This window comes from Actinosynnema pretiosum, assembly GCF_024171695.1.
In the GTDB taxonomy this organism is placed as follows: Bacteria; Actinomycetota; Actinomycetes; order Mycobacteriales; family Pseudonocardiaceae; genus Actinosynnema; species Actinosynnema pretiosum.
The window spans coordinates 266531-291894 of sequence record NZ_JAMTCF010000005.1; the positions used below are offsets into that span (position 1 = coordinate 266531).

Consider the following 25364-nt stretch of genomic DNA (forward strand, 5'->3'; position numbering starts at 1 on the left):
CGCGCGCTCACACGCCCCCGCCCGCTCCGCCTGCGCCGATGCGGAAAGCGCCTCCACAACCGCCGACCTGGTCGCCCTTCGGGGCGACGGCTCAGGTGGCGGGTCGGATGGTCTCGGCCTCCATGCTCTACGTCGGCAAGCTCCCCGGCGGGACGCACTCCCACGACCGCGACGTCGAGGTGGTCGACCCGACTCTCCCGGTGGACTGGGCTCACCCGGACTTCAACGGCCGGAGCATGGGCTACTGGCCCGCCTACCACTCCATCGACCCGCGCAACCGCGCCGCCTACCTGATGTGGCTCGACAGCGGGCGCAAGGCGCCGGACGCGTACATCGGGTACGTCTTCCTCTACTTCTACGGCCTGGAGCGCCGCGTCCTGGTGGACCCCAGGCGCGACCCGACCGCCGAGGCCGACCTGCCGCGCATCTTCGCCGAGGTCACCCGCCTGCTCGTCGTCTACGGCGACAACCGCTCGTTCCACGGCTACGCGACGGCTTTCCGCGACCTCCTGCACACGCTCCTCGACCAGGGCGGAGACACCCCGCCGGACCCGGACGAGCACAACAGGTGGGACCCGCCGCTCCGGCTGCGCCTGGGCGTCGGCCGCTTCGCGGAGGCGGGCAGTCCTGTCCCCGCCGACTGGGCCTGGGCCTGGGCGATGACCCACCCCGAGATCCACCCGAGAACCCCCGCGTCCCGCTGTCCTGACGAGTTCCGTGCCTTGTTCACCGCCCGCTACCGGGCGGACCACGGTGACGGCATCGTGGTCCGCCCGCTCAAGAAGCGCGTCGAGCTCCGCTACCACCCGGCCAGCGGCGGGATCGGCGAGGTGGTCGTCACGACCGGTGTGCCCGACGTGCTCACCGCGACGATCCCGACCAGGAAGCTCGCGGCGCTCGTCGATTCCTGCGCCGACGACCTGGACGCGTACAGCCGCCTGCTCGGCAGGCAACCCGAGGCCTCGGGCACCCTGCCCGCGCTCGCGCTGCTCCCGGCTGAGCTGGCGGCGGGGGAGGGCCTGCGCCCCGTGCGCGAGCTCGTCGACCGCCTGCTGCCCGCCGACCTGTCGCAGGCCCGGTTCGAGCTGTCCGAGCTGACCGGCCTGTGGCCCGCCCGCACCCCCGGCAAGTTCCTCAAGGCCGACGCGGTCGGGATCGCCCAGCTGCTGGACAAGCTCGGCGTCGGCATCGAGCCGGACGTCCGCCTGGGAGGCCCGGTGCTGGCCTCCGGTCCCGCCGTGCTGTTCCGCGTGACCGCCGCGCAGCCCACCTCCGCGAGCCCCGAGTACACCGCCGCCACCACGCTGCTCCACCTCGCCGCCGTGGTCTCCGCCGCCGACGACGACGTGTCCGACGACGAGCGCGACCACCTGGTGGCGCACCTCGAATCCAGCCTGGACCTCACCGAGGGCGAGCGGATCAGGTTGGCCGCGCACCTGGACCGGCTGCTGGTGTCCGCGCCCAAGCTGACCGGGTTGACCAAGCGGCTCGCCGCGCTCGGCGACGCGCAGCGCGCCCACGTCGCCCGGTTCGCCACCGTCGTCGCCGCCGTGGACGGGGTGGTCTCGCCGGGGGAGGTCGACACGCTGCGCAAGATCTACAAGCTGCTCGGCCAGGACCCCGACTCGGTCTACGCCGAACTGCACGCCCTCAGCGCCGAGGCCCCGCAGTCGGCGAAGGGGACCCCGTCCCGGCCCGCACCCGCCACCGAACCCGTCACCGTGGTCCCCTCCGACGGCGTTCCGAGCGGCTACCTCATCCCACCCCGGCCGGAGCCCGAGCGTCTCGCGCAGCCGGGGCGGACGGGGAGCCTGCGCCTGGACCCGGAACTCATCGCGGCCAAGATGCGGGAGAGCGCCGCAGTCGCCGCGCTGCTCGCGGACGTCTTCGACGACGAACCCGGGGAACCCCGGCCGGCGCCCGCCGCACCACCTGCCCCGGTGGTCCAGGTGGAACCGGTGGGTTCCCTCGACAACGCCCACTCCGCTGTGCTGCGTCGACTGGCCACCGCACCGGAGTGGAGCCGAGCGGACTACGAGTCCCTGTGCGCGGGGTTCGGCCTCCTCCCGGAGGGCGTGCTGGACGTGCTGAACGAAGCCGCCTGCGAGGCCTCCGACGAACCGGTCGTCGAGGACGACGGCGACCGCCTGACGATCAACGACTACGCATTGGGAGAACTGCTCGCATGAACGACACCCGCATCAGGCCCCGTGAGCGCGACGCGATCGTCCAGTCGCTGCGGGCAGGCGTCGTGCCCCGCTCCGGGCAGCAGCACGTGCAGGTCGGGCGGATGCGCGAGGTCGACTCGCTCCTGCGCGACCTCGACAGCGTCGCCGACGGGGGCTCGACGGCCAGGTTCGTCATCGGCGAGTACGGCTCGGGCAAGACGTTCTTCCTGAACCTCATCAGGTCGGCCGCCCTCAAGAAGCGCCTGGTGACCGTGCACGCCGACCTCGCCCCCGACCGCAGGCTGCACGCCACCGGTGGCCAGGCCAGGAGCCTGTACACCGAACTGGCCCGCAACACCTCCACCGCGGCCAAGCCGGACGGCGGCGCGCTCGCGGGCATCGTCGAGCGGTTCGTGTCCCAGGCGCTGGCCACCGCCCGCGAGCAGGGCGCCTCGCCGGAGGACGTCATCCGCAAGCGCATGGCCGAGCTGTCGGAACTCGTCGGCGGTTACGACTTCGCCGCCGTCGTCGAGGCGTACTGGCGGGGGCACGACACCGACAACGAGCAGCTCAAGATCGACGCGGTGCGCTGGCTGCGCGGCGAGTTCGCCACGAAGACCGAAGCGCGTGCGGCCCTGGGCGTGCGCACGATCGTCGACGACGCGAACTTCTACGACCAGCTGAAGCTGCTGTCCCGCTTCGTGCGCATGGCCGGGTACAGCGGTCTGCTGGTGTGCCTGGACGAGATGGTCAACCTGTACAAGCTGACCTCGGCCCAGGCCCGCTCCGCCAACTACGAGCAGATCCTGCGCATCGTCAACGACAGCCTCCAGGGCATCAGCGGCCACATCGGGTTCCTGTTCGGAGGCACGCCCGAGTTCCTCATGGACACCAGGCGCGGCCTGTACTCGTACGAGGCGCTGCAGTCCCGGCTGGTCGAGAACGCCTTCGCCACCGGCGGCCTGGTCGACCACTCGGGACCGGTGCTGCGGCTGACCAGCCTCACCCAGGAGGACTTCTACGTCCTGCTCACCAAGCTCCGCCACGTCCACGCGGCCGGGGACCCGGAGAAGCACCTGGTTCCGGACGAGGCGCTGCACGCCTTCATGGACCACTGCGCGCAACGCGTCGGCGACGCCTACTTCCGCACACCGCGCACCACGATCCGCGAGTTCCTCAACCTGCTGTCGGTGCTGGAGCACAATCCGGGGCAGCGCTGGGAGGAGCTGGTCGGCGGTGTCCGGTTGGAGGCCGAGACCAACCCCGATCTGGCGCCGGTCGGGGAAGCGGTTCCCGACGCGGCCTCCGCCGTCGTGCCGGACCCGGCTCCGACGCGGGCGGGGGAGGCGGGAGCCGACGATGAACTCGCGACCTTCCGGCTCTGACCGGGACTCCGCGCAGTTCCTCCGCCTGCACGAGAAGGTCCAGCGCTGGGTCTACCGCAAGGGCTGGACGGCGCTCAACGACGTGCAGGAACAAGCGATCCCCCTGGTGCTGGGCGGGACCGACGACCTGATCGTCTCGGCTGCCACCGCGTCGGGCAAGACGGAAGCCGCGTTCCTGCCGATCTGCTCCGCCATGCTCGACGAACCCGCTGGTGGTGGCATCCGCGCGCTCTACGTCTCCCCGCTCAAGGCCCTGATCAACGACCAGTTCCGGAGGCTGGACGAGCTGTGCGAGGACCTCGGACTGCCTGTGCACCGCTGGCACGGTGACGTGCCGGGATCGGCGAAGTCCAAGGTCCTCAAGGAACCCGACGGCACGCTCCTGATCACGCCGGAGTCCCTGGAGGCCATGTTCGTGCTGAGAGGGCCGGAGATCGGCCGATTCCTGCGCGGACTGCGGTGGGTGGTCGTCGACGAGATGCACTCGTTCGTCGGCACCGAGCGCGGGGCCCAGCTCCAGTCCCTGCTGCACCGGGTGGAGCTGGCCGCGCGGAGGCGGGTCCCGCGCATCGGGCTGTCCGCCACGCTGCCCGCCTCCGGCGAGGGGATGGCCTCGGCGCGGGACTACCTGCGACCGGGTGGGGGCGACGACGTCCACGTGCTGACCTCACGGGCGCAGGGCGCGGAGATCAAGGTCCAGTTGCGGGGGTACGTCGACGCGGCGCCCGCCCTCGGCGAGGAGCGCGCACCGTCCGAGCACCCGGCGGACGCGCGGGCCGAGGAGGACGCCGACGAGAACGGTGACGAGAACGGGGAAACCGGTAGCGCGCTCATCGGCGAGCACTTGTTCACGACCCTGCGCGGCGGCAACAACCTGGTGTTCTTCGACCGCCGCAGGGAGGTCGAGAGCTACGCCGACCGCCTGCGCCGCCGCAGTGAGCAGCTCGCTGTGCCGAACGAGTTCTTCCCCCACCACGGCAACCTCGCGAAGGACGTCCGCGAGCACGTCGAGGACCTGCTCAAGAGCAACCGCCCGGTCACCGTGCTCTGCACCTCCACCCTGGAGATGGGCATCGACATCGGCGCCATCGCGTCGGTCGCCCAGATCGGCGCGCCACCGTCCGTGGCCGGACTGCGCCAGCGCATCGGGCGTGCGGGCCGTCGCGGCGAGCCCGCGGTGCTCCGCCTGTACGTGACCGCGCCGGAGATCACCGAGAATCCCGTCCCGCAGGACGAGTTGCGCGTCGAGCTGTTCCAGGCCGTGGCGATGATGGACCTGCTGGCCGAGCGCTGGTACGAGCCGCCGGACACGTCCGCGCTGCACCTGTCCACGCTCGTCCAGCAGATCATGTCGGTGATCGCGCAGCACCAGGGCGTGAGCCCGGTGGACCTGTTCGGCGCGCTCTGCGCGACCGGCCCCTTCTCGCACGTCGACAAGGGGACCTTCGTCGTGCTCCTGCGCGACCTCGGCGCGGCCGGGATCGTCCAGCAGGAACCCGATGGCCTGCTCCTGCTGGGACCGGTGGGGGAGCGCGTCGTCAACCACTTCTCGTTCTACGCGGTGTTCGCGGACAGCTCGGACTACCGGGTCGTCCACGGCGCGCGACCGCTGGGCCTGATGCAGCTGACCTCACCGACGCCGATCGGTTCCCTGGTCATCTTCGCGGGCAGGCGCTGGAAGATCGTCTCGGTGGACGACCGGGCCAAGCTGATCGAGGTCGAGCCGTCGAGGGGCGGCAGGCCGCCCACCTTCCTCGGCGTCGGCGCGGAGATCCACGACGAGGTGCGGCGCCGGATGCGCGTCTGGTACGAGTCCGACGTGGTCCCCGGTTACCTGGACGCCACCGCGCAACGCCTGCTGGACGAGGGGCGCGCCGCCTACCGCCGGTTCGACCTAGCAGGCACCCCGGCCCTCGCCAGCGGCGCCGACACGGTGGTCTTCCCCTGGCGCGGCGACCGGGTCCTCGGCACCATCGTGGCCTGGTTGACCACAGCCGGTCTGCGGGTGCTCAAGGACGGTGTCGCCTTCACCGTGTCGGACCACAGCCCGGCACGGCTGCGCGAGGTCGTCCAGGAACTCCTCTTCCTGGAGGGGCCCACCGCCGAGGACATCGCCGCCGCGCAACCCGACACCGTCGTGGAGAAGCACGACGTCCACCTCGGTGAACCACTTCGCGCGCGTGCCTACGCGGCCGGGCTGCTCGACCTGGACGGTGCTCGCGCGACCCTCGTGGACCTGGTCGACCGACTGCCGGAGTGCGAGGAGGACCCGATCAGCGGTCTGGCTCCTGCTGCGGCGCCACCACGGGGAACCGGGCTGCCCGTGCCGCTGTCGCAGGGCGGGACGTCCGCCTCGGCCGGTCCCGCCGCGACCTACGCGGTCGTGGACCTGGAGACCACGGGCTTCTCCGCACGAGGCCGTGACCGGATCGTCGAGGTGGCGGTGGTCAGGGTGGCTGCCGACGGCACCGTGCTCGGGGAGTGGAGCTCCCTAGTCAACCCGCAGCGGCGTGTCGCGGCGACCGGGGTGCACGGCATCACCGACGGCGAGGTGGCGGACGCTCCCACGTTCGCGGACCTGGCCCCGATCCTGGCCGACCACCTCCGGGGCGCCGTTCTGGTGGCGCACAACGCCTCCTTCGACGTGGGCTTCCTGAAAGCCGAGTTCGAGCGGGCGGGGCACCCCTACCCGTCGGGCGGCACGCTGTGCACGATGCGGTTGGACGCCCACGTGGCGGGCAGGGGGCGGCGCAAGCTCCAGGACTGCCTGGCCGGGGTCGGCGAGGGGCGCGCGAACGGCGCAACCCACCGGGCTCTGGCCGATGCCAGGGCCGCGACGGCCCTGCTGCGCCACTACCTGGCCGCGGCGCCTCTGGAGGTGCGGAAACTCGTGGCCGGGTGAACCGGGAGGTGGCCGAGGCGTCGGCTTCGCGCTGAGCTGCCAGGGAGGTGGTGTGCGCGAGCACCGCCCCGCTCACCGCAACGCGTGAACATTCCGGAATAGTCACCACACCTCCGATCACTTCAGTGCAGAACAAAACCAACCAGTTCGCACGATCAGGTGAGTGCCGGCAATCTTGACCGTGACCCACCGGCATGGTCTCTACTGGTCGCACCGCGCCCCGGAGCGCACGCGGAAAGGGGGTTCTCGTGGCCTGGAGCACCCGGCAGCTCGCCGAGTTGGCGGGCACCAGCCTGCGGACCGTGCGGCACTACCACGAGATCGGCCTGCTGCCCGAGCCCGAGCGGCGGGTCAACGGGTACAAGCAGTACGGGGTCGCCCACCTCACCCGGTTGTTGCGGATCAAGCGGTTGGCGGAGCTGGGGTTCTCGCTCGACCGGATCGCCTCGATGGGCGACGGCGGCGAGCACCCCGCGCAGGCCCTGCGCGACCTGGACGCCGAGCTGGCCGCCACCATCGACCGGCTGCAGGGCGTCCGCGAGGAGCTGGCCGTCATCCTGGCCGAGTCCGCGCCCGTCGACCTGCACCCGGACCTGGCGCCCGCCGTCGCGCTGGAGAAGTACGGCGAGGCCGAGCGCTCGTTCGCCGTCGTCATGGGGCGGTTGCTCAGCCCGGAGGCCATCGGGCGCTACCGGAAGGTGCTGGAGGAGTACTACGGCGAACCCGACGCCACCGGGTTCGACGAGCTGCCCGAGGACGCGGACGAGGCGACCCGCGCGCGCGTCGCCGTCCTGCTCGCCCGGCAGCTCAAGCGCATCAAGGAGAACCACCCCGGTGTGACCGAGCTGCGCGACAGCCGCCCGGACGCCCGCGAGCTCGCCGGGAGCGCGGTGGCCGCCGCGCTGCGCGACCTCTACAACCCGGCCCAGCTCGACGTCCTCATCCGCGCCGAGCGGATCAACGCCGCCGAGGGGTGAGCGAGGGGCCCGGCGCGGCGGCGCCGGGCCGCCCGGTCACCCCAGCGCGTAGGCCCGGATGGTCGTCTGCGCCACCGAGAACCCGGCACCGTCCGAAGTGGACGCCCGCAGCGACGCGCACCCCGCCCCGTCCGGGTTCTGCACCGTCGCCGTCCAACCGCCCTCGCGGTCGCCCACCGGAACCGCCGCCCAGGTCGCGCCGTCGTCGAACGACACCTCCACGGTCGGCCGCGCGATCCCCGACACGTCGTCGGTCCCGTTGCGCTGCGCGTACAGCGGGATCTCGAACTCCCCGCGCGGCGCCCGGTTGCGCTCGTCCAGCTCCGGCGCGTACCGCACCACGTGCAGCGGAACCGCCCGCAGGGCGGCGGTGCGCGCGGACGGGAAGCGCCACTCCGCGCTCACCCTCGTCGCGAGCTCCACGCCCGGCAGCCCGCCCGACTCGGCCGTCAGCACGTACTCGCCTGCCGACGCGGGCACCTCGCCCCGCAGCGACGCCGCCCCGTCCGACTCCAGCAGCACCTGCCCGTCGCGGCTCAGCGCCGTCCGCGTGCTCCGGCCGTAGAACGTGCCGTGGTGGTCCGGGTCCTGGTCGCTGTGCAGGTTCGGGGTGAACGAGACCTGGTCGCCCGAGCGGCCCGCGAACTCGGCGTCGCCGTGGCGCGACCTCGGGAAGGCCGGGCCGAGCACGCCCCGGTACCACGACTCCGCGCGCACCTCGCCCCTGCGGAACACGGTCGTCGCCGCGTCGCTCTGCGTGGCGTCGAGCTGCTCCCCGTCCGGGGACAGCAGCAGGTCCACCGCGTGCCACCACTCGACGTCCGGCGTGTAGTACAGCCGCATCACCTGCGGGACCGGTCCGCGCGCCCGCAGGGCGTGCACGGCCTGGTGGCCGTCGCCGATCGCGGCGGTGGTGGCGTCGACGCGGGCCAGGTCCTCGTCGCGCACCACCGTCGTCGGGTCCTGCGGGTAGGCGCCCGGCCTGGTCGTCCGCAGCGCGTACTGGTAGTCGCCGCCGGTGAAACCGCCGTCGCCGTCCGGCTCGGCCAGGTACGCGACCACCGACAGCGAGACGCCCTCGGCGCTGGTCCGGGACGGGGCGAGCAGCGTCTTCTCCGGCTCGTGCAGGTAGAGGGAAGTGCCGTGCTCCTTCCCGGCGACCGGCGCGGTGACCGTGATCTCCAGCGTCACCGGCGTCGCGTTCGGCTCGGCCACCTCGTAGCGCGGGCGCTCGCCGGTCCGCGCGTCCAGCTCCAGGGTCGTCGCCCCGTCGACCACGATCGCGGGCTCCACGAAGCTCGTCGTGCGGTCCCCGGTCACCACCGCGGCCTGGAGGAAGTAGGTGCCGCGCGGCAGCCTCAGCGCGGGGCCCGCGCCCGTGCCGCTGTGGTACTCACCGGTCTCCACGTCGTACAGGCCGTAGTACGCGCTGGACGTGGGCGCGCCCCCGTGGTCGATCGCGTCGACCTTCACCTCGTGCTTCTCCTCCTCGCGGTCCAGGCCGATGGGCACGCGCACCGCGTCACCCGCGAGCAGCACACCGCTGTGCGCGCCGGTGGGGGCGTCGTCCGCCACGGCGACGGTGACGGTCGCGCTCGCCCGACCACCGGCCGGGACGGTGATCGAGGACGGGAAAACCGTTGCCCCTCCGGGGACTTCGGCGCCGGAGGCGTCGCGCAGCACGGCGGTCAGCGGGAGAACCAGCTCCCGGTCACCGGTGTTGTGGTAGGTGACGGTGCGGGTCTGCGGCACGTCGTCGCCGTGCGGCCACGTCTGGCGCTCCAGGCTCAGGCTCGCCGGTTCCGCCAGCACCGCCGAGGTGATCGCGCGCGCGAGGTCGAGCCGTCCCGCGCCCTGCCGGAAAGCGCCGGCGCCCCTGGGATCGACGGTCGAGCCCATCAGCGCCGCCTTCAGCTGCGGCGCCCGCCAGTCCGGGTGCTGCTGGGCCAGCACCGCCGCCGCGCCCACCACGTGCGGGGTGGCCATCGACGTCCCGGACAGCGCGACGTGCGCGTCGTCCACCGGCGTGCCGATGTGCCCGTCACGCGCCTTCGCGGCCACGATGCCCACGCCGGGCGCGGTGATCTCGGGCTTGATCGCCCCGTCGCCGAGCCGGGGGCCGCGCGAGGAGCTGGTCGCGAGCACGTCGTCCCGGTCCACCGATCCCGCGGTCAGCGCCGAGGTCGCGCTGCCGGGGCTGCCGACCGAGGGCGACCTCGGCCCCGCGTTGCCCGCCGCGATCACGAACAGCGCGCCGGTCTCGGCGGTGAGCCGGTCCACCGCCAGGGACATCGGGTCGTCGGCGGCGCTGGGGGTCGGGGTGCCCAGGCTCATGTTGACCACGTCGGCGCGGGCGGCGGCCCACTCCATCCCGGCGATGATCCCGGACTCGTCGCCGTGCCCGAAGTCGTCCAGCACCTTGCCGTTGACCAGTTCCGCGTCGGGCGCGATCCCCCGGTACCGGCCGGAACCGGTGATGGTGGAGGCGACGTGCGTGCCGTGCCCTTCCCGGTCGCCCGCGTCGGCGGTGCCGGTGAAGTTCGCCGACTCGACCACCGCACCCACCAGGTCGGGGTGCTCGGCGTCGATCCCGGTGTCCAGCACGGCGACCCGCACACCCGCGCCGGTCAGCCCCGCGCTCCAGGCGGCCGGTGCGCCGACCTGGGCGGCGCTGCGGTCGACCAGCGCGGACACCTTGCCGTCCAACCAGATCCGGCCCGGCGCGCCGTCCGAGGCGCCGCCGAGCAGCGGCTGCGACTTGGGCGCCCGGACCGCGTACCCGTCGACGCTCGGCAGCTCCTCGACCGCGTCCGCGCCCGCCAGGCGCGGCGCGGCGGACGCGTCGGTGACGATCAGCGGGGTGCGGTCGGTGCTGCGGTCGTCGTACCCGGCCGCGATCAGCCCGGCCACGTCGAACAGCCTGCGGTCGAGCCTCCCGGACGCCACGTCCCGCGCCACGTCGGCCGGGATGACGTACCGGGCGTCGGCGGACCTGGTGCTGTGGAACGTGATCCGCTCCCGACCGGCGCCCGGCTCGACGTCGACGTCGTCGCCGCGCAGGGTGACGGTGTCGCCGGTCAGCAGGGTCACCGCGCCGCTGGGGCCGGTCGGGGAGCCGGGGACGGGGTCGGGTCCCACCGGTGGTGCGGGGGCCGCCGTCGCGGGCGAGGCCAGCACCGCCGCCGCCACCACCGCCACGAGCCCGACCGGAAGGGGGTGTCCTCCGAGCCATGCGCTCTCCTCGTTCGCGCGGCGGTCCGGACGACCGCCGTCACCGGGACCCACTGATCCGGGGCGCGTGGGGTTGCTGTGCCGCGCGGGAGCGCTTCGGGCACAACGGGGAATTCGGTCGAGAGGGCGCGCCGGGGGTGCGGCCGTTCGGCGGAGGCGGGGCCGGTGCGGCGGCGGGGGGAAGTCGCCGCACCGGCCCGCCCGACGCGGGTTTCCGCCGGCGCCGGGGGTGACGGGGGCGTTGCGCGTCGCGGACCCGTCGTTCGGAGATGACCGATCCGGCGGGGGCGGGGTTGCCCGTGGGGCGGGGGATTTCGCTGCGCCGCAAGGGATTGGGGCGAACGGGGGTGAGGTCGGCCGCCGTTCGGCGGGTCAGCGGCGGCGGGGCGCGCGGTGCCGTCCCGGTGGCAACGGGCGGGTGGTCGAGAGCACGGCGGCGCCCGCCGTCATCAGCACCAGCCCGGCCAGCAGCAGGAGCCGGGCCGGGCGGCCGGTGGTGGCCAGGGGGTCTTCCGGTCGGGTGGGGAGATCATCTTGAGACGGTCAGCGCGACCCGCGCGCCGGTGATGGTCGTGCTCGCCACCGGCGTCCCGTCCGACCTCAGCAGCACCACCGCCACCGACCCCAACCGGCCGGGCTCGTCGTCGTCGATCACCCCGTCGCTGTCCGCGTCCACCCACGCCGTCTCGGTCAGCGCGCCGCATCCCGAACAGCGACCCGGTGGACGTGTACCCGTCGATCCACCGTCACGTGCGACAGCCGGTTCGGCGCGGTCACCGTGCCGCCGCCGTTCCCGGTGGTGGTCCTCCCGTCCGCGCAGGCCGCCGGGCGCGGCACGGTGATCGCGTGGTCACCGCTCTCCAGCCCCGTCACGGTGAACGTCCCGCCCGCGTCCTTCGTCGCCGTCGGGCTCACCGCGCACGCGGGCTGCTCGGCGGGCGGGCACGAGTAGCGGGTCCCCGTCACGCGCACCACCAGCCCGGCGACGCCCGGCTCCCCACCGCCCTGGGCGCCGTTGTCGTCGTCCCGGCACACCTGCCCGGTGAGCGACCCGGTGGCCGCCCGCGCGCCCGGCGGGTGGACCGGTCCGGGCGAAGTGGGCCGGTTCCAACCTCACCCGGTCGGGAAGCCCTGGTCGGGTGAGTCCCGCATGGCCTCGCCGCCCGCGCGGATCGCCTCGCGGATGCGCGGGTAAGTGCCGCACCGGCACACGTTCCGGATGCCGTCCAGGTCCGCGTCGGTCACCGCGCGCCCCTCGGCCGCCACCCGCCGGACCAGCGCCACCGCCGCCATGATCTGCCCCGGCTGGCAGTAGCCGCACTGGGAGACGTCCAGGTCCAGCCACGCCCGCTGCATCGGGTGCAGCCCGTCCTCGCCCGCCAGGCCCTCGATCGTGGTCACCTCGTCCTCGGGCCCCAGCGCGCCCACCGGCACCGAGCACGGCGTCACCTCCCGGCCGTTCAGGTGGCTCGTGCACGCCCTGCACACGGCGATGCCGCACCCGTACTTCGGACCGGTGAGGCCGAGCAGGTCGCGCAGCACCCACAGCAACCGCAGGTCGTCGGGCGCGCTCACGGTCACGGGTGCGCCGTTGAGGCGGAAGGTGTGCTCGGGCACGGGGGTCTCCTCGCGGCAGGGGGAACGGCGGTCACTCGGCGCCGTCGTCGGGCGGCGCGGGCACGGGCGGCACGGTCGGCTTCGGGGTGAACGACAGCGCGCCGTGGTTGATCGGGAACACCGTCGGGTCCGTTCCCGTCGCCCGCGCGTACGCGCAGGCCACCGCCGCCATCACCGCCGGGACCCCCAGCTCGCCCGCGCCGCCCGGCGCGCGCCCCTCGCCCGGCAGCACCACCACCTCCACCTCGAACGGCGTGTTCCACTGCCGCGTGTAGGCGTAGTCGTCCCAGCTCGCCTCCAGGAAGTGCCCATCCCGCAGGTGCAGGCTGGACGTCAGCGCGAGCGCGATCCCGTCCGACGCGGCCCCGGTCAGCTGCGCCCGCAGCCCGCTCGGGTTCACCGCGAGCCCCACGTCCACCGCCACCACCACCCTGGTCACCCGAGGTCCGGTGACCGCGTCGCGCACCCGCCGGTTCACCACCTCCGGGCGGCAGTCGATCTCGACGACGACCGCGACCACCGAGTGGTACTCGGCGTGCAGCGCGATCCCCTGCGCGGTCCGCGCGGGCATCGACCGCCCCCACCCGGCGACGTCGGCCGCCTTCAGCAGCGCGGCCCGCGCCCGCTCCTCGCGCAGCTTCGCCAGCCGGAACCGGAACGGGTCCTGCCCGAGCCTCCGCGCCAACCGGTCCACGACCAGCTCGCGCGCGCACGTCACGTCGGGCGAGTAGACGCCCCTCATGCTCCCGGTGTTGAACCCGCCGCCCGCCTCCGCCTCGCCGAGCAGCCGCGTGGTCGCCCCGAACTCGTACGGCATCGCCTGCGACAGGTGGAAGAACGTCTGCGAGAACGCCGCGTCCCCCAGCGGCAGCCGCGCGGCCATCGCGGTGAGCAGCTCGCCGAGCCCGTGCCCGAAGTCGGTGCGCACGCTCGCGTGCCGCTGCGCGTACCCGAGCACCACCGACCCCAGGTGCGACACGCGCACCCGCGAGGTCGACATCGGGTGCGCCCGGCCCTGGCGGCAGTCGTCCGCCCGGTGCCACATCAGCTTCACCGGCTTGTTCCCGAACGCCCGCGACGCCTCGGCCGCCTCCAGCGCCGCGTCGCAGAACAGCTTGCGCCCGAAGGAGCCCCCGCCCTCCACCACGTGCACGGTGACCGCGCTCGGCGGCAGCCCGAGCTTCGCGGCGATCTCCTTCTTCGCCACGATCGGCGACTTCAGCGCCGACCACACCTCGGCCCGGTCCGCGCGCACGTCCGCGACCGCGCAGTTCGGCTCCAGCGCGCTGTTGCCCCTGAAGTGGAAGGTGAACACGTCCTCCACGGTCTGCGTCAGCGGCGGCGCGGGGCCCAGCGGCGGTTCGGCCGCGCGCAGCTCCGCCAGCACCGCCGCCTCCGACCGGGCGCCCACCGGGCCGGGGCGCCACGTCACCCGCAGCGCCCGCACGGCGTCGACGCACTGCCCGAAGGTCTGCGCCCGCACCGCGACCCCGGTCGACACCACCGCGACGTCGGTGACGCCGGGCATGGCGCGCACCTGCGCCAGGTTGTCCACAGTGGACACCCGGCCGTTGATGGTCGGCGGGCGGCACAGCATGGTCGGCTTCGCGCCCGGCACGTCCAGGTCCATCGCGAACCTCTTGCGCCCGGTCACCGCGTCCAGCGCGTCCACGCGGGTGCGGGGCGTGCCGATGACCCGGAAGTCCGCGTCGGGCTTGAGGGTCACCGCCACCCGCGCCGTCCGGTCGGCGGCGGCGACGGCGGACAGCTCGCCGATGCCCACCCGCCTCCCGGACGGCGCGGTGACCAGTCCCCCGGAGAGGACCAGCGCGGCGGCGGGCGCGCCGAGCACGCCCGCCGCCGCGTCCAGCAGCCTGCTCCGGGCGGTCGCGGCGGCCACCCGGATCGGCAGGTACGTGGCGATGGTGGTGTTGGAACCACCGGTGAGCTGGTTGAACAGCAGCTCGGGGCGCGCGTCGGCCAGGGTGACCCGCACCCGCTCCAGCGGCACGTCCAGCTCCTCGGCGATCAGCATCGCGGTGGAGGTGGTGACGCCCTGCCCGACCTCGGTCCTGGGCAGCGCGAACGACACCACGCCGTCCTGGCCCACCTCCACCGTGATCAGGTGCGCGGTGGGCAGCGCGGCGGCGGTCATCACCGAGTTCAGGTCCAGCAGCAGGTCCGCGCCGCCGACCGCGCCACCGCCGCCGCCGTCACCGACCGCACCGTCACCGGCCGCGCCGCCGTCACCGGCAGCCCGCGCCGGTGCCAGCTCCGCGCCGGCCACCAGAACCGGGGCCGCCAGCACGTACCCGAGGAACCCGCGCCGCCCGAGTCCACCGCCCCGCGCCGCGCTCTCCCGTCCCGCGCTCTCCCGCTCCACCACCGCCCCCGCTCTCAGGACGGCCGGTTGGCGTCCGGGATCTCCAGGTGGATGGGCCGCCCCTCGCCGAAGAACAGCAGCACCACCCGCCGGATGACCTCCTCGATCGTCCACGCGGCGGCCGGGACCAGCGGCAGCGGCAGCAGGTTCTCCCGGAACGCCACCAGCTTCGGCCACGCCGCCGCGATCACCGGCTCCCACAGCGGTTCCCGCTCCAGCCCGATCCAGTCGCCGATCTGCCCGCCGATCGTGTACCGGGAGAACGCGCCGATCAGCGGCCGGGTCAGCCCGCCGTCGACCTCGGCGACGATGTCCAGCAGCACGTCCGCCAGCACCTTGCCCTCGGCGGTGGGCCCGAGCACCGGGTCGAGCAGCTGCCGGGACTGCGCGTACGCGGCCTCCCAGGTCGCCGGGATGTACTCGTCCGACACGCCCAGCATGTTCGCGGTGACCTGCCACAGGTGCAGGTAGGCGGCCGACTCGCTCGGCGTGATCCGCACGCCCCACTCCAGCATCTTGCGCATCACGTGCGTCGGAAGGCTGTGCCAGGTGACGAGGATGTCGGCCTGGCTGATGGGAATCCGCTGCCCACCGCTGGTCTCCGACCACCCCGGCGACTTCGGCAGCAGGTGCCGCACGGCCGCGTGCACCAGCCGGGTCTTCACCGCCGTCACGACCATCGTGCCCTGAGGCCGGTACGCGTCCAGGTCGCCCACGTCGTAGCCGAGCTTCGCGGTCTTGGCCACGCGGTCCTTCATGTCCGCGCCGCCCTTGGAGTAGTAGACCGCGCGCGCCTCCCTCGGGATGGCCGTGCTCATCAGCCCGCTGCCCAGCCCGTACAGCACCCCGGTGTAGATGCCCCGGTTCACGCTGAACCGCGCGCCCGCGTCGAGCTTCGCCGTCTCCGCCCACGACGGCATCCGCCGCGCGTGCTCCATGAAGTCCCGCAGGTCCGACGGCAACCCCGCAGGCAACGCCTGGTCGTTGCGCTGCCAGCCGCGCAGCAGCTGGTTCACGCGGGGCACGTCGCCCCGGTCGATCACGGCGGCCAGCACCGGATCGGCCTCCTCGTCCCACAACCACTGCGGGTCCACGCCCGCGGCGGCCCCAGGCGCCGCCCCCGCCACCGACTGGTCCGGTGACCAGGTCCACGCGGGCCTGGCCGCCGCGGACGGCGTCACGCCGAACGCGGTCAGCGCGCCCAGCGCCCCGCCGGTCATCATCAACTTGCGCCTGCTGACGTCACTCATGTCCGGAACTCCTCGTCGAGCCCACTGGTGCCGGCGGTCAGGAAGGGCGGTTCGTCTCCGGGATCTCGATGTGCGTCTCCCGGCCCTTGGTCAGGTAGAACATGATGTAGCGGCGCAGCGCCTCGTCGATGGTCCAGGCGATCGGCGGCACCAGCGGCAGCGGCAGCAGGTTCTCCCGGAACGCCACCAGCTTCGGCCACGCGGACGCGAGCGTCGTCTCCCACAGCGGCTGCCGCGCGATGCCGTTCCAGTCGGCGATCCGGTCGCCCACCAGGTACCGGGCTAGCGCGTCCACCAGCGGTCGGCCGACGCTGCCGGGGCTGGTCTGCTCGGCGAGCTGGCCCAGCAGCACGTCGGTCAGGTGCACGCCCTCGGCCGTCGGCCCGAGCACCGGGTCCAGGAGTTGTCGGGACTGCGCGTAAGCGGCGTCCCAGCTCGCGGGCAGGTACTCGTCGGGCACGCCCAGCAGGTGCGCGGTGACCTGCCAGACGTGCAGGTAGGCGGCCGACTCGGCGGCGGTGATCGGCACCCGCCACTCCAGCATCTTGCGCATCGCGTACGTGGGCAAGGTGTGCCAGGTGACCAGAACGTCGGCCTGGCTGATCGGAATCCTTTGCCCGCCACTGGTCTCTGCCCAGCCGGGCGACTGCGGCAGCAGGTGCCGCACGGCCGCGTGCACCAGCCGGGTCTTCACCGCCTCCACGACGATCGACCCGCTGGGCCGGTACGCGTCCAGGTCGCCGACCGCGAAGCCGAGCCGACTCGTCTTGGCCACGCGGTCCTCCATGTCCGCGCCGCCCTTGGAGTAGTACACGGCGCGCGCCTCGCGGGGGATCGCGGTGCTGAGCATCCCGCCGCCGACCCCGTTGAGCAGGTTCAGGTAGAAGCCCCTGGTGACGTTGAACCGCGCCGCCGCGTCCAGCCTGCCCTCATCCGCCCAGTCAGGTAATCGCCGCGCCCGCTCCACGAAGTCCCGCACGTCGGCGGGCAGATCGCCCGGCGTCGGCTGGTCGTTGCGGGTCCACGCCCGCAGGGCCTGGTTCACGCGCGGCACGTCGCCCCGCCGCACCACCGACGCGAGCAGCGCGTCGACCTCGTCGTCCCACACCCACTGCGGGTCGGTCCCGCTCCCCGCGCCCGCCACCGAGTCGCCCGGCGACCACGTCCACGCCGGTCTGGCCAGCGCGATCGGGGAGACGCCCAGCGCCCCCGCCGCGCCCAGCGCGCCACCCGCGATCAACAACCCCCGCCTGCTGGGTCCACCCATCGCCGCGAACTCCTCGTCGAGTCCCGAAACCGCACCCGCCTGATACGCTGAAACACGATTTGTATCCGTGTATCTCACAGGGAAGCACGCTCCGGTGGCGAGCACCAGACCCCAACGCCGGAACGCGGCTCCTGAATCGTGCCGATGGACAGCGGAGGCGCCCGTGGAACCCGTACTGTCCGCAGCCATGGGCCCCGACGAACCCCGCTCGCTGCTGGAGGTCGCCTTCACCGCCGCCGCCACCGGGGCCGAACCGGCGGAGCCGGAGGACGACGAGATCACCACCCGGCTGCTCGACGCCGCCCACGACCAGTTCTGCCGGATGGGCGTCAAGCGCTCCACCATGGCGGACGTGGCGAAGCTGGCCGGGCTGTCCCGGATCACCCTCTACCGCCGCTTCGCCACCAAGGACGCGCTCTTCGAGCAGGTGGTGCGGCGGGAGTTCCGACGCTACTTCGACCGGTTCACCGCCGACGTGAGCAAGGCCGAGACCGTGCAGGACCGGGTGGTGGAGGGCTTCGCCAGCTCCCTGCGCGCCATCCGCGACAACCCGCTCATCGGCGGCCTGATGTCCACCGAGCCGGACGCGGTCCTGCCGTCCATGCTCTTCGACGGCGGGCGCACCCTGGCCGTGGTGCGGCGGTTCGTCGCCGGGCAGCTGCGCGTCGAGCAGCACGCGGGCACGGTCGACGCCGAGGTCGACGCCGACCTGGTCGCGGAGATGATGGTGCGCACCTGCGCGTCGTTCCTGGCGATCCCCAGCTTCGTGGTGGACCTGGACGACGAGGCGCAGGTGCGCGCGGTGGCCCGGCGGTTCCTGGTGCCGATGCTCGAACCCCCGCGCGCGCCCTGAGCCCCGTCGCGCCGCCCGCTACTCGTACCGCTCGCCGCGCTCCGCCCTGGCCACCACCGACTCCGGCGGGCTGAACCGCTCGCCGTACGCCGCCGCCAGCTCCCGCGCCCGCGCCACGAACCCGGTCAGCCCGCCGGGGTAGCCGTTGGCGTACTGGAGCACCCCGCCGGTCCACGCCGGGAACCCGATGCCCAGCACCGACCCGACGTTCGCGTCCGGCACCGACCGCAGCACGCCCTCGTCCAGGCACCGGATGGTGTCCAGCGCCTCGGCGAACAGCATCCGCTCCTGCACGTCCAGGAACGGGATCTCCACGCCCTCGCGGGTGAAGTGCTCCCGGAGCCCCGGCCACAGCCCGACCCGCTTGCCGTCCGCGTACTCGTAGAACCCGGCCCCGCTCGACCGCCCGCCGCGCCCGAACTCGTCGATCATCCGGTCCACCACGGCCTCCGCGCCGTGCGCGACCCACTCGCCACCGGCCGCCAGCGTCGCCGCCTTCGTCTCCTGCCGGATCTTGCGCGGCAGGGTCAGGGTCAGCTCGTCCATCAACCGCAGCGGCGGGGCCGGGTACCCGGCCTGCGACCCGGCCTGCTCGACGGTCACCGGGTCGACGCCCTCGCCGACCATCGCCACGGCCTCGTCCACGAACCGCCCGATGACCCGGCTGGTGAAGAACCCCCGGCTGTCGTTGACCACGATCGGCGTCTTGCCGATCTGCCTGGCGATGTCCACCGCCTTGGCCACGGTGTGCTCGCTCGTCCGCTCGCCGACCACGATCTCCAGCAGCGGCATCTTGTCCACCGGCGAGAAGAAGTGCAGCCCGATGAAGTCCTCCTGCCGGGTCACCCCCTCGGCCAGACCGGTGATCGGCAGCGTGGAGGTGTTGGACCCGAGCACCGCGTCCGCCGCGACCACGCTCTCGACCTCGGCGAACACCTTGTGCTTGAGGCCCTGGTCCTCGAACACCGCCTCGATCACCAGGTCGCACCCGGCCAGGTCCGCCACGTCGGCGGTCGGGGTGATCCGCGCCAGCAGCTCGTCCCCGCGCTCCCTGCTGGTCTTCCCGCGCGCCACGGCCTTGTCCACCAGCTTCGCGGAGTACCCCTTGCCGCGCTCGGCCGCTTCCGCCGTGACGTCCTTGAGCACGACCTCCAGCCCGCCCCGCGCGCACGAGTAGGCGATGCCCGCGCCCATCATGCCCGCGCCCAGCACCGCGACCTTGCGCGCGGCGTGCGCCGGGAAGCCCTGCGGCCGGTTGCCGCCGGAGTTGACGTGCTGCGTGTCGTAGAAGAACGCCCGCATCATGTTCTTCGAGACCTGGCCGATCATCAGCTCGACCAGGTAAGCGGTTTCCACCCGCTGCCCGGACTCGAAGTCCAGCTGCGCGCTCTCCACCGCCGCCGCCAGGATGTTGCGCGGCGCGGGCAGGGGAGCGCCCTTGACCTGCTTGCGCAGGTTCGCCGCGAACGCGGGCAGCAGCGCCGCGACCTTCGGGCTCGACGGCGCCCCGCCGGGCATCCGGTAGCCGTCGGCGTCCCACGGCTGCACCGCGTCCGGGTTGGCCAGCACCCACGCGCGCGCCTTGGCCAGCAGCTCCTCGCGGCTGGACGCCAGCTCGTCCACCAGGCCCAGCTCCAGTGCCTGCGCGGGCTTGTACCGCTGGCCCTGCAGCAGCACCTGCGTGAGCGCCTTCTGCAACCCCAGCAGCCGCACCGTCCGGCTGACCCCGCCGCACCCCGGCAGCAGCCCCAGCGTCACCTCCGGCAGCCCGATGCGGCTGTCCGGGACGTCGAGCGCGATCCGGTGGTGGCAGGCCAGCGCGATCTCCAGGCCGCCGCCCAGCGCCGACCCGTTCACCGCCGCCACCACCGGCCTGCCCAGCGTCTCCAGCATCCGCAGCTGCGCCTTGAGCACCGCGCACACCTCGGTGAGCGCCTCGGCGTCCTCGGGCTCGGCCCTGCTCATGAACCCGACGTCACCGCCCGCGAAGAAGCTCTTCTTCGCCGAGGTCAGCACCACGCCGGTGATGCTGTCGCGCTCGGCCTCCAGCCGCGTGACGACGGCCTCCATCGACGTCCGGTAGGCCGGGTTCATCGTGTTGACCGGGTGGTCGGGGTCGTCCATCGTCAGCACGACGACGCCGTCCTCGCCCCGCTCCCAACCGATCATGTCCTGCTCCCGCATCGGTGCTCCTTCCCGGCTCGCGGGGTCCTGGGGGTGCGGCGCGCTCACACGCGCTCGATCACGGTGGCGATGCCGATGCCGCCACCCGCGCACAGGGTCACCACGGCCCGCCGCGCGTCGCGCCGCTCCAGCTCGTCCACGACGGTGCCCACGAGCATCGCCCCGGTCGCGCCCAGCGGGTGGCCCATGGCGATCGCGCCGCCGTTGACGTTGACCTTGTCCCACGGCAGGTCCAGGTCCTTGACGTAGCGCAGCACCACCGCCGCGAACGCCTCGTTGATCTCGAACAGGTCGATGTCGTCCACGGTCAGGCCCGCCAGCGCCAAGGCCTTCCGCGTCGCGGGCGCCGGACCGGTCAGCATGATCGTCGGGTCGGCCCCGCTCACGGCGGCGGCCACCACGCGGGCGCGCGGGGTCAGCCCCAGCTCGCGCCCGGCCCGCTCGGAGCCGACCAGCACCAGCGCCGCGCCGTCCACCACTCCGGAGGAGTTGCCCGGCGTGTGCACGTGCTCGATCCGCTCGACCCGGTGGTACTTCTGCAGCGCCACCGCGTCGAACCCGCCCGCCTCGCCGATCGCGGCGAACGAGGGCTTGAGCCCGGCCAGCGCCTCCGGCGTCGTGGACGGCCGGGGGTGCTCGTCCTCGGCCAGCACGGTGACCCCGTTGCGGTCCTTGACCGGCGCCACGGACTTGGTGAAGTGCCCGCCGCTCCACGCCGCCGCCGCGAGCCGCTGCGAGCGCAGCGCGTACTCGTCGACGTCGGCGCGCGAGAAGCCCTCGATGGTGGCGATCAGGTCGGCGCTCACGCCCTGCGGCACGAACGGGATGTCGTAGGCGGTCTCCGGGTCGGTGGCCATCGGCCCGCCGTCGGAGCCCATCGGCACCCGCGACATCGACTCCACGCCACCGGCCAGCACCAGCTGCTCCCAGCCGCCCCTGACCTTCTGCGCGGCCAGGTTCACCGCCTCCAACCCCGAGGCGCAGTACCGGTTCAGCTGGAACCCGGCGACCTCGTCGGGCAGCCCGGCCACCAGCGCGGCGGTCTTGCCCAGGTTCATGCCCTGGTCGCCGACCGGGGTGACCACGCCGAGCACGACGTCGTCGATCCGGGCGGGATCGAGGCCGGGGTGCCTGGCGCCGACCTCCCGGATCAGCCCGGCCACCAGCGACACCGGTTTGACGTGGTGCAGCGCGCCACCGCGACCCTTGCCCCTCGGGGTGCGGATCGCGTCGTAGATGAATGCCTCGCTCACTGTGCTCGCACTCCCTCCCCGCCGGCGACAGCGCATCCCCGGCCCCCCGATACTGGCAGTTGTTGACGAAGTGTCAATAGCGCGGCCGGGGGAGCAAACCGCTGGCTGATAGAGCTTTCCGGTGTCTTTATCGATGCCACTGCGGACATCCGGTGGATGCTTGTTGACACCTTGGCAACAAGCGATGCAGGGTGGTGGCGCTCCGGGAAGCCCGCACGGGACCACGATGGAGGGGAACCTGACGTGACGACCACAGCAGAGCTGCTGCACGAGTCCGCGCGGGAGGCGACGATCACCCGGCTGCTCCGGCGCGACGCCGAGCTGTTCCCCGACCACCCCGCGCTCACCTCCGGCGGGACCACCCTGACCTGGTCGCGGCTGCGCGCCGAGGTCGCCACCCTCACCAGGGGACTGGCCGCGCTGGGGATCCGCCGGGGCGACCGGGTGCTCATCGCCATGTCCAAGCGCCCCGAGCACTGGACCACCGACCTGGCCGCCGTCCACCTCGGCGCGGTGCCGTGCAGCACCTACGACACCCTCAGCACCGAGCAGATCGGCCACATCGCCAGGCACAGCAGGGCTACCACCATCGTCCTGGAGGGCGCCGAGCAGCTCGCCCGCTGGCGGCCGGTGCTCGACGACCTGCCGAACCTGCGCACCGTCGTCGTGCTCGACCCGGCCGCCCTGCCGTCCGGCGACCCGCGCTTCGTCGGCTACGCCGAGCTGCGCGGCGAGCCCACCACCCCCGACGCCGCGTTCGAGGCGCTCACCGACGCGGTCGGCCCCACCTGGCCGCTCACCCTGGTCTACACCTCCGGCACCACCGGCGACCCCAAGGGCGTCGTGCTCTCGCACCGCAACGCGGTCTACGAGTCGTTGGCGCAGGAGCACCTGGTCCCCGGCCCCGAGCACCCCAGGACGGTGGCCTACCTGCCCATGGCGCACATCGCCGAGCGCGTCCTCGGCGTCTACCTGCCGATCTGCAACGCCGGGCACGTCACCACCTGCCCGGACCCCAAGCAGCTCCTGCCCACCCTGCTCGCCGTCCGCCCGCACGGGATCTTCGGCGTCCCCAGGGTGTGGGAGAAGCTGGTCACCGGCCTGCGCGCCAAGCTCTCCGCGCTGCCGCCCGAGCACGCCGCCCCCGTCGAGGCCGCCCGCCGCACCGCCTTCGAGGCGCACCGGCTGCGCGCCGATGGCGCCGGGATCCCCGAGGACCTGGCCGAGCGCGCCCGAGCCCTGGACGCCGCCGTGCTGCGCCCGATCCGCGCCGCGATCGGCCTGGACGAGTGCGTGCGCGCCTACAGCGGCGCCGCCCCGATCCCGGTGCCGGTGCTGGAGTTCCTGGCGGGACTCGGACTCCCGGTGCTGGAGGTGTGGGGCCTGTCCGAGACCACCGGCGCCGCCACCGTCAGCACCCCGGACCTGTTCGCCACCGGCGCGGTCGGCGCGCCCATGCCGGGCGTGGAGGTCGCCGTGGCCGAGGACGGGGAGCTGCTCGTGCGCGGACCCGTCGTCTGCGAGGGCTACCTGCGCGCGGACGGCGGCATCGACCCGGTGGTCGACGGCGACGGCTGGCTGCGCACCGGCGACGTCGGCGCGGTGGACGGGCGCGGCCTCGTCACGATCACCGACCGCAAGAAGGAGCTGATCATCACCGACGGCGGCAAGAACATCGCGCCCACCAAGGTCGAGGCGCTGCTGCGCGCCCACCCGCTGGTCGGCCAGGCCGTGGTGATCGGCGACCGCCGCCCGTACCTGACCGCGCTGCTGGTCCTGGACGAGGACGCCGCCCCCGCCTGGGCCGCCGCGCACGGCATCACCGCCGGTTTACCCGAGCTGGCCGAGCACCCCGAGGTGCTCGCCGCGCTCGACCACGCCGTCGCGGAGGCCAACGCGCCGCTGTCGCGCGCCGAGCAGGTCAAGGCGCACCGCGTGCTGCCCGGCCCGTGGACCGCCGAGTCCGGCGAGCTGACCCCCAAGCTCAGCCTGCGCCGCAAGGCCGTCGCCGAGCTGCACGCGGCGACCATCGACTCGATGTACACATAGCACCGGCAGTGGTGGCTGGACCTTTTCACGGAAGAGCGGGTGGTCGGCATGGCCGGGCAGCACCAGGCGCAGCGGCGCCGGATGGAACCGGACGCCAGGCGGGCGCAGCTCCTCGCCGCCGCGCGCAAGCTCTTCGGCGCGCGCGGCTACGCGGGCGCGTCGACGGCGGACATCGCCGCCGAGGCGGGGGTGGCCCGCGCCCTGATCAACCACTACTTCACCGGCAAGCGCGGCCTGTACCTGGAGGTGGTGCGCCAGATGATGGTCATCCCCGCCTCCGTCTCCGAGCGCCTGCCGCGCACCACCCCCGAGGAGCGGGTGTCGATCTGCGTCGACCGGTGGCTGGAGGTCGTCGAGCGCAACCGGGAGATGTGGCTGTCCGCCATCAACCTGGAGGCCATCGGCGGCGACCCGGAGATCGACCGGATCATGCTGGAGGCGGACGAGATCGCCACCGACCGGGTGCTGGAAGCCGCGCTGATGACGGACGTGGTGGACGGCCGGGAGAAGCTGCGCGCGCTGGTGCGCGCGCACGGCGCGATGCTCAAGGCCGCCTCCAGGGAGTGGCTGGTGCGCGGCGCCCTCAGCCGCGCCGACCTGCACGTGCTGCTGACCAGGACCGTCCTGCACCTGGTGGACGAGGTCTTCCCGGCAGTCCGGGACGAGTAGCAGGAAACCCCGTTGCGAACAGGAGTGCACGCCATGCCCCGAGCACTGACCGACGAGCGCCGCGACCTGGTCGCCGCGGTCGCGGACTTCTGCCGCCGCGAGTGCGGGACCAAGGAGCAGCGGGACAAGCTGACCGAGAACGGCAGGGAACCGCACAACCAGCGGCTGTACGAGAAGATGGCCGACCTCGGCTGGCTCGGCATCGCCATCCCCGAGGAGCACGGCGGCGCCGGGCTGGGCATGGTGGACCTGTGCCTGTTCCTGGAGGAGAGCTCCTACGGGCTCGCCCCCATCAGCGGCTTCGGCACCACCATCATCACCGCCGCCGCGTACGAGAAGTTCGGCACCGAGGAGCAGAAGCGCGCCGTCCTCGGCGGCGTGGTGCGCGGCCGGGTCGAGGCGGTGTCGATGTCCGAGCCGGGCGCCGGGTCCGACGTCGGCGCGCTGACCTGCCGGGCCGACGAGGTCGACGGCGGGTACGTCATCAACGGCCAGAAGACCTGGTGCTCCAACGCCCACTTCGCCGACCACGTCCTGCTGATCGCCAGGACGTCCAGGGACGAGGGCAAGCACGGCGGCCTGACCCAGTTCATGGTGCCCGCCGACGCCGAGGGCCTGCGGATCAGCGGCATCGAGACCATGGGCGGGCGCGAGGTCAACGACCTGTACTTCACCGACTGCTTCCTGCCCGACTCGGCCGTCGTCGGCGTGCCGGGGCAGGGCTGGGCGCAGCTGATGGCCGGGCTGAACCTGGAGCGGATGATCCTGGCCGCCCTCATGCTCGGCGTGGCCAGGCGGGCGTTCGACGACACCCTCGCCTACGTGCGCCAGCGCGAGCAGTTCGGCAGGCCGATCGGCTCGTTCCAGGCCCTCAAGCACCGCATCGCGGACATGGCCGTGGAGCTGGAGTGCGCGCGGCTGCTGCTCGACGACGTCGCCGCCACCATCGACGCCAACCCCGGCAAGGTGTTCGCCCGCGAGGCGTCCATGGCCAAGCTCAAGTGCACCGAGCTGGCCAAGCACTTCGCGCTGGAGGGGATGCAGATGCTCGGCGGCTACGGCTACGCCACCGAGTACGGCATGGAGTCGCTGCTGCGGTCCGCCGTCGTGTCCACTGTGTACGGTGGGACGAGCGAGATCCAGCGGGACATCATCGGCAAGACCTACGGGCTGTAG

At 73.3% G+C, this 25364-nt stretch carries 17 protein-coding genes; 8 read left to right on the forward strand and 9 right to left on the reverse strand.

From position 1 onward, the window contains the following. Window positions 1–38: 38 nt before the first annotated feature. The 4 genes from LV78_RS12350 (at window position 39) to LV78_RS12365 (ending at window position 7432) form a co-directional block, all read left to right on the forward strand. Complete coding sequence (locus LV78_RS12350; RefSeq protein ID WP_301306386.1) at window positions 39–2189, forward strand: tellurite resistance TerB family protein; 2151 nt, start codon at window positions 39–41, stop codon at window positions 2187–2189. Next, window positions 2186–3553: an ATP-binding protein gene (locus tag LV78_RS12355; RefSeq protein WP_253845216.1), complete on the forward strand. Its 1368-nt coding sequence runs from the start codon at window positions 2186–2188 to the stop codon at window positions 3551–3553. The genes LV78_RS12350 and LV78_RS12355 overlap by 4 nt, the downstream gene beginning before the upstream one ends. Next, on the forward strand, window positions 3528–6455 hold the full coding sequence (locus tag LV78_RS12360) for a DEAD/DEAH box helicase (protein WP_253845218.1): 2928 nt from the start codon (window positions 3528–3530) through the stop codon (window positions 6453–6455). Before LV78_RS12355 ends, LV78_RS12360 begins: the two co-directional genes overlap by 26 nt. 248 nt (window positions 6456–6703) lie before the next feature. Continuing rightward, window positions 6704–7432 (forward strand): MerR family transcriptional regulator, encoded by a 729-nt coding sequence (locus LV78_RS12365; RefSeq protein ID WP_253845219.1) that lies wholly within the window; start codon window positions 6704–6706, stop codon window positions 7430–7432. Between the two features lie 36 nt (window positions 7433–7468). On the opposite strand, the gene LV78_RS12370 is transcribed toward LV78_RS12365, so the two are convergent. The 7 genes from LV78_RS12370 to LV78_RS12400 form a co-directional block, all read right to left on the reverse strand. Further along, window positions 7469–10630, reverse strand: a complete 3162-nt coding sequence (locus LV78_RS12370; protein WP_253845221.1) for a S8 family serine peptidase — start codon at window positions 10628–10630, stop codon at window positions 7469–7471. A gap of 562 nt (window positions 10631–11192) precedes the next feature. Beyond that, a complete protein-coding gene (locus tag LV78_RS12375; RefSeq protein WP_253845222.1) occupies window positions 11193–11339 on the reverse strand; it encodes a hypothetical protein in 147 nt (48 codons plus the stop codon). 14 nt (window positions 11340–11353) lie between these two features. Then, complete coding sequence (locus LV78_RS12380) at window positions 11354–11698, reverse strand: hypothetical protein (protein WP_253845224.1); 345 nt, start codon at window positions 11696–11698, stop codon at window positions 11354–11356. Window positions 11699–11776: 78 nt separating this feature from the next. Continuing rightward, entirely contained in the window at window positions 11777–12280 is a 504-nt protein-coding gene (locus LV78_RS12385; RefSeq protein WP_253845225.1) for a (2Fe-2S)-binding protein, read from the reverse strand. Between the two features lie 31 nt (window positions 12281–12311). Further along, a complete protein-coding gene (locus tag LV78_RS12390; protein ID WP_344621217.1) occupies window positions 12312–14666 on the reverse strand; it encodes a molybdopterin cofactor-binding domain-containing protein in 2355 nt (784 codons plus the stop codon). An 11-nt stretch (window positions 14667–14677) separates the two neighbouring features. Continuing rightward, window positions 14678–15913, reverse strand: a complete 1236-nt coding sequence (locus LV78_RS12395) for an oxygenase MpaB family protein (protein ID WP_253845228.1) — start codon at window positions 15911–15913, stop codon at window positions 14678–14680. A 37-nt stretch (window positions 15914–15950) separates the two neighbouring features. Continuing rightward, a complete protein-coding gene (locus tag LV78_RS12400) occupies window positions 15951–17180 on the reverse strand; it encodes an oxygenase MpaB family protein (protein ID WP_253845229.1) in 1230 nt (409 codons plus the stop codon). A gap of 187 nt (window positions 17181–17367) precedes the next feature. On the opposite strand from LV78_RS12400, the gene LV78_RS12405 reads away from it, so the two are divergent. Further along, complete coding sequence (locus tag LV78_RS12405) at window positions 17368–18033, forward strand: TetR/AcrR family transcriptional regulator (protein ID WP_253845231.1); 666 nt, start codon at window positions 17368–17370, stop codon at window positions 18031–18033. 18 nt (window positions 18034–18051) lie between these two features. On the opposite strand, the gene LV78_RS12410 is transcribed toward LV78_RS12405, so the two are convergent. Then, window positions 18052–20217, reverse strand: coding sequence for a 3-hydroxyacyl-CoA dehydrogenase NAD-binding domain-containing protein (locus LV78_RS12410; protein ID WP_253845233.1), 2166 nt, complete (start codon window positions 20215–20217; stop codon window positions 18052–18054). 44 nt (window positions 20218–20261) lie between these two features. Then, the gene (locus tag LV78_RS12415) at window positions 20262–21506 is read right to left on the reverse strand and encodes an acetyl-CoA C-acetyltransferase (RefSeq protein ID WP_253845234.1); all 1245 of its coding nucleotides are present in this window, start codon (window positions 21504–21506) and stop codon (window positions 20262–20264) included. Between the two features lie 207 nt (window positions 21507–21713). Here LV78_RS12415 and LV78_RS12420 point away from each other — a divergent pair, with 207 nt between their 5' ends. From LV78_RS12420 to LV78_RS12430, 3 genes are read left to right on the forward strand one after another with little or no spacing between them, the layout of a single operon-like run. Beyond that, window positions 21714–23519, forward strand: coding sequence for an AMP-dependent synthetase/ligase (locus tag LV78_RS12420; RefSeq protein ID WP_253845236.1), 1806 nt, complete (start codon window positions 21714–21716; stop codon window positions 23517–23519). 48 nt (window positions 23520–23567) lie between these two features. Beyond that, window positions 23568–24188, forward strand: a complete 621-nt coding sequence (locus tag LV78_RS12425) for a TetR/AcrR family transcriptional regulator (protein WP_015803105.1) — start codon at window positions 23568–23570, stop codon at window positions 24186–24188. Between the two features lie 33 nt (window positions 24189–24221). Further along, window positions 24222–25364, forward strand: a complete 1143-nt coding sequence (locus LV78_RS12430; RefSeq protein ID WP_253845238.1) for an acyl-CoA dehydrogenase family protein — start codon at window positions 24222–24224, stop codon at window positions 25362–25364.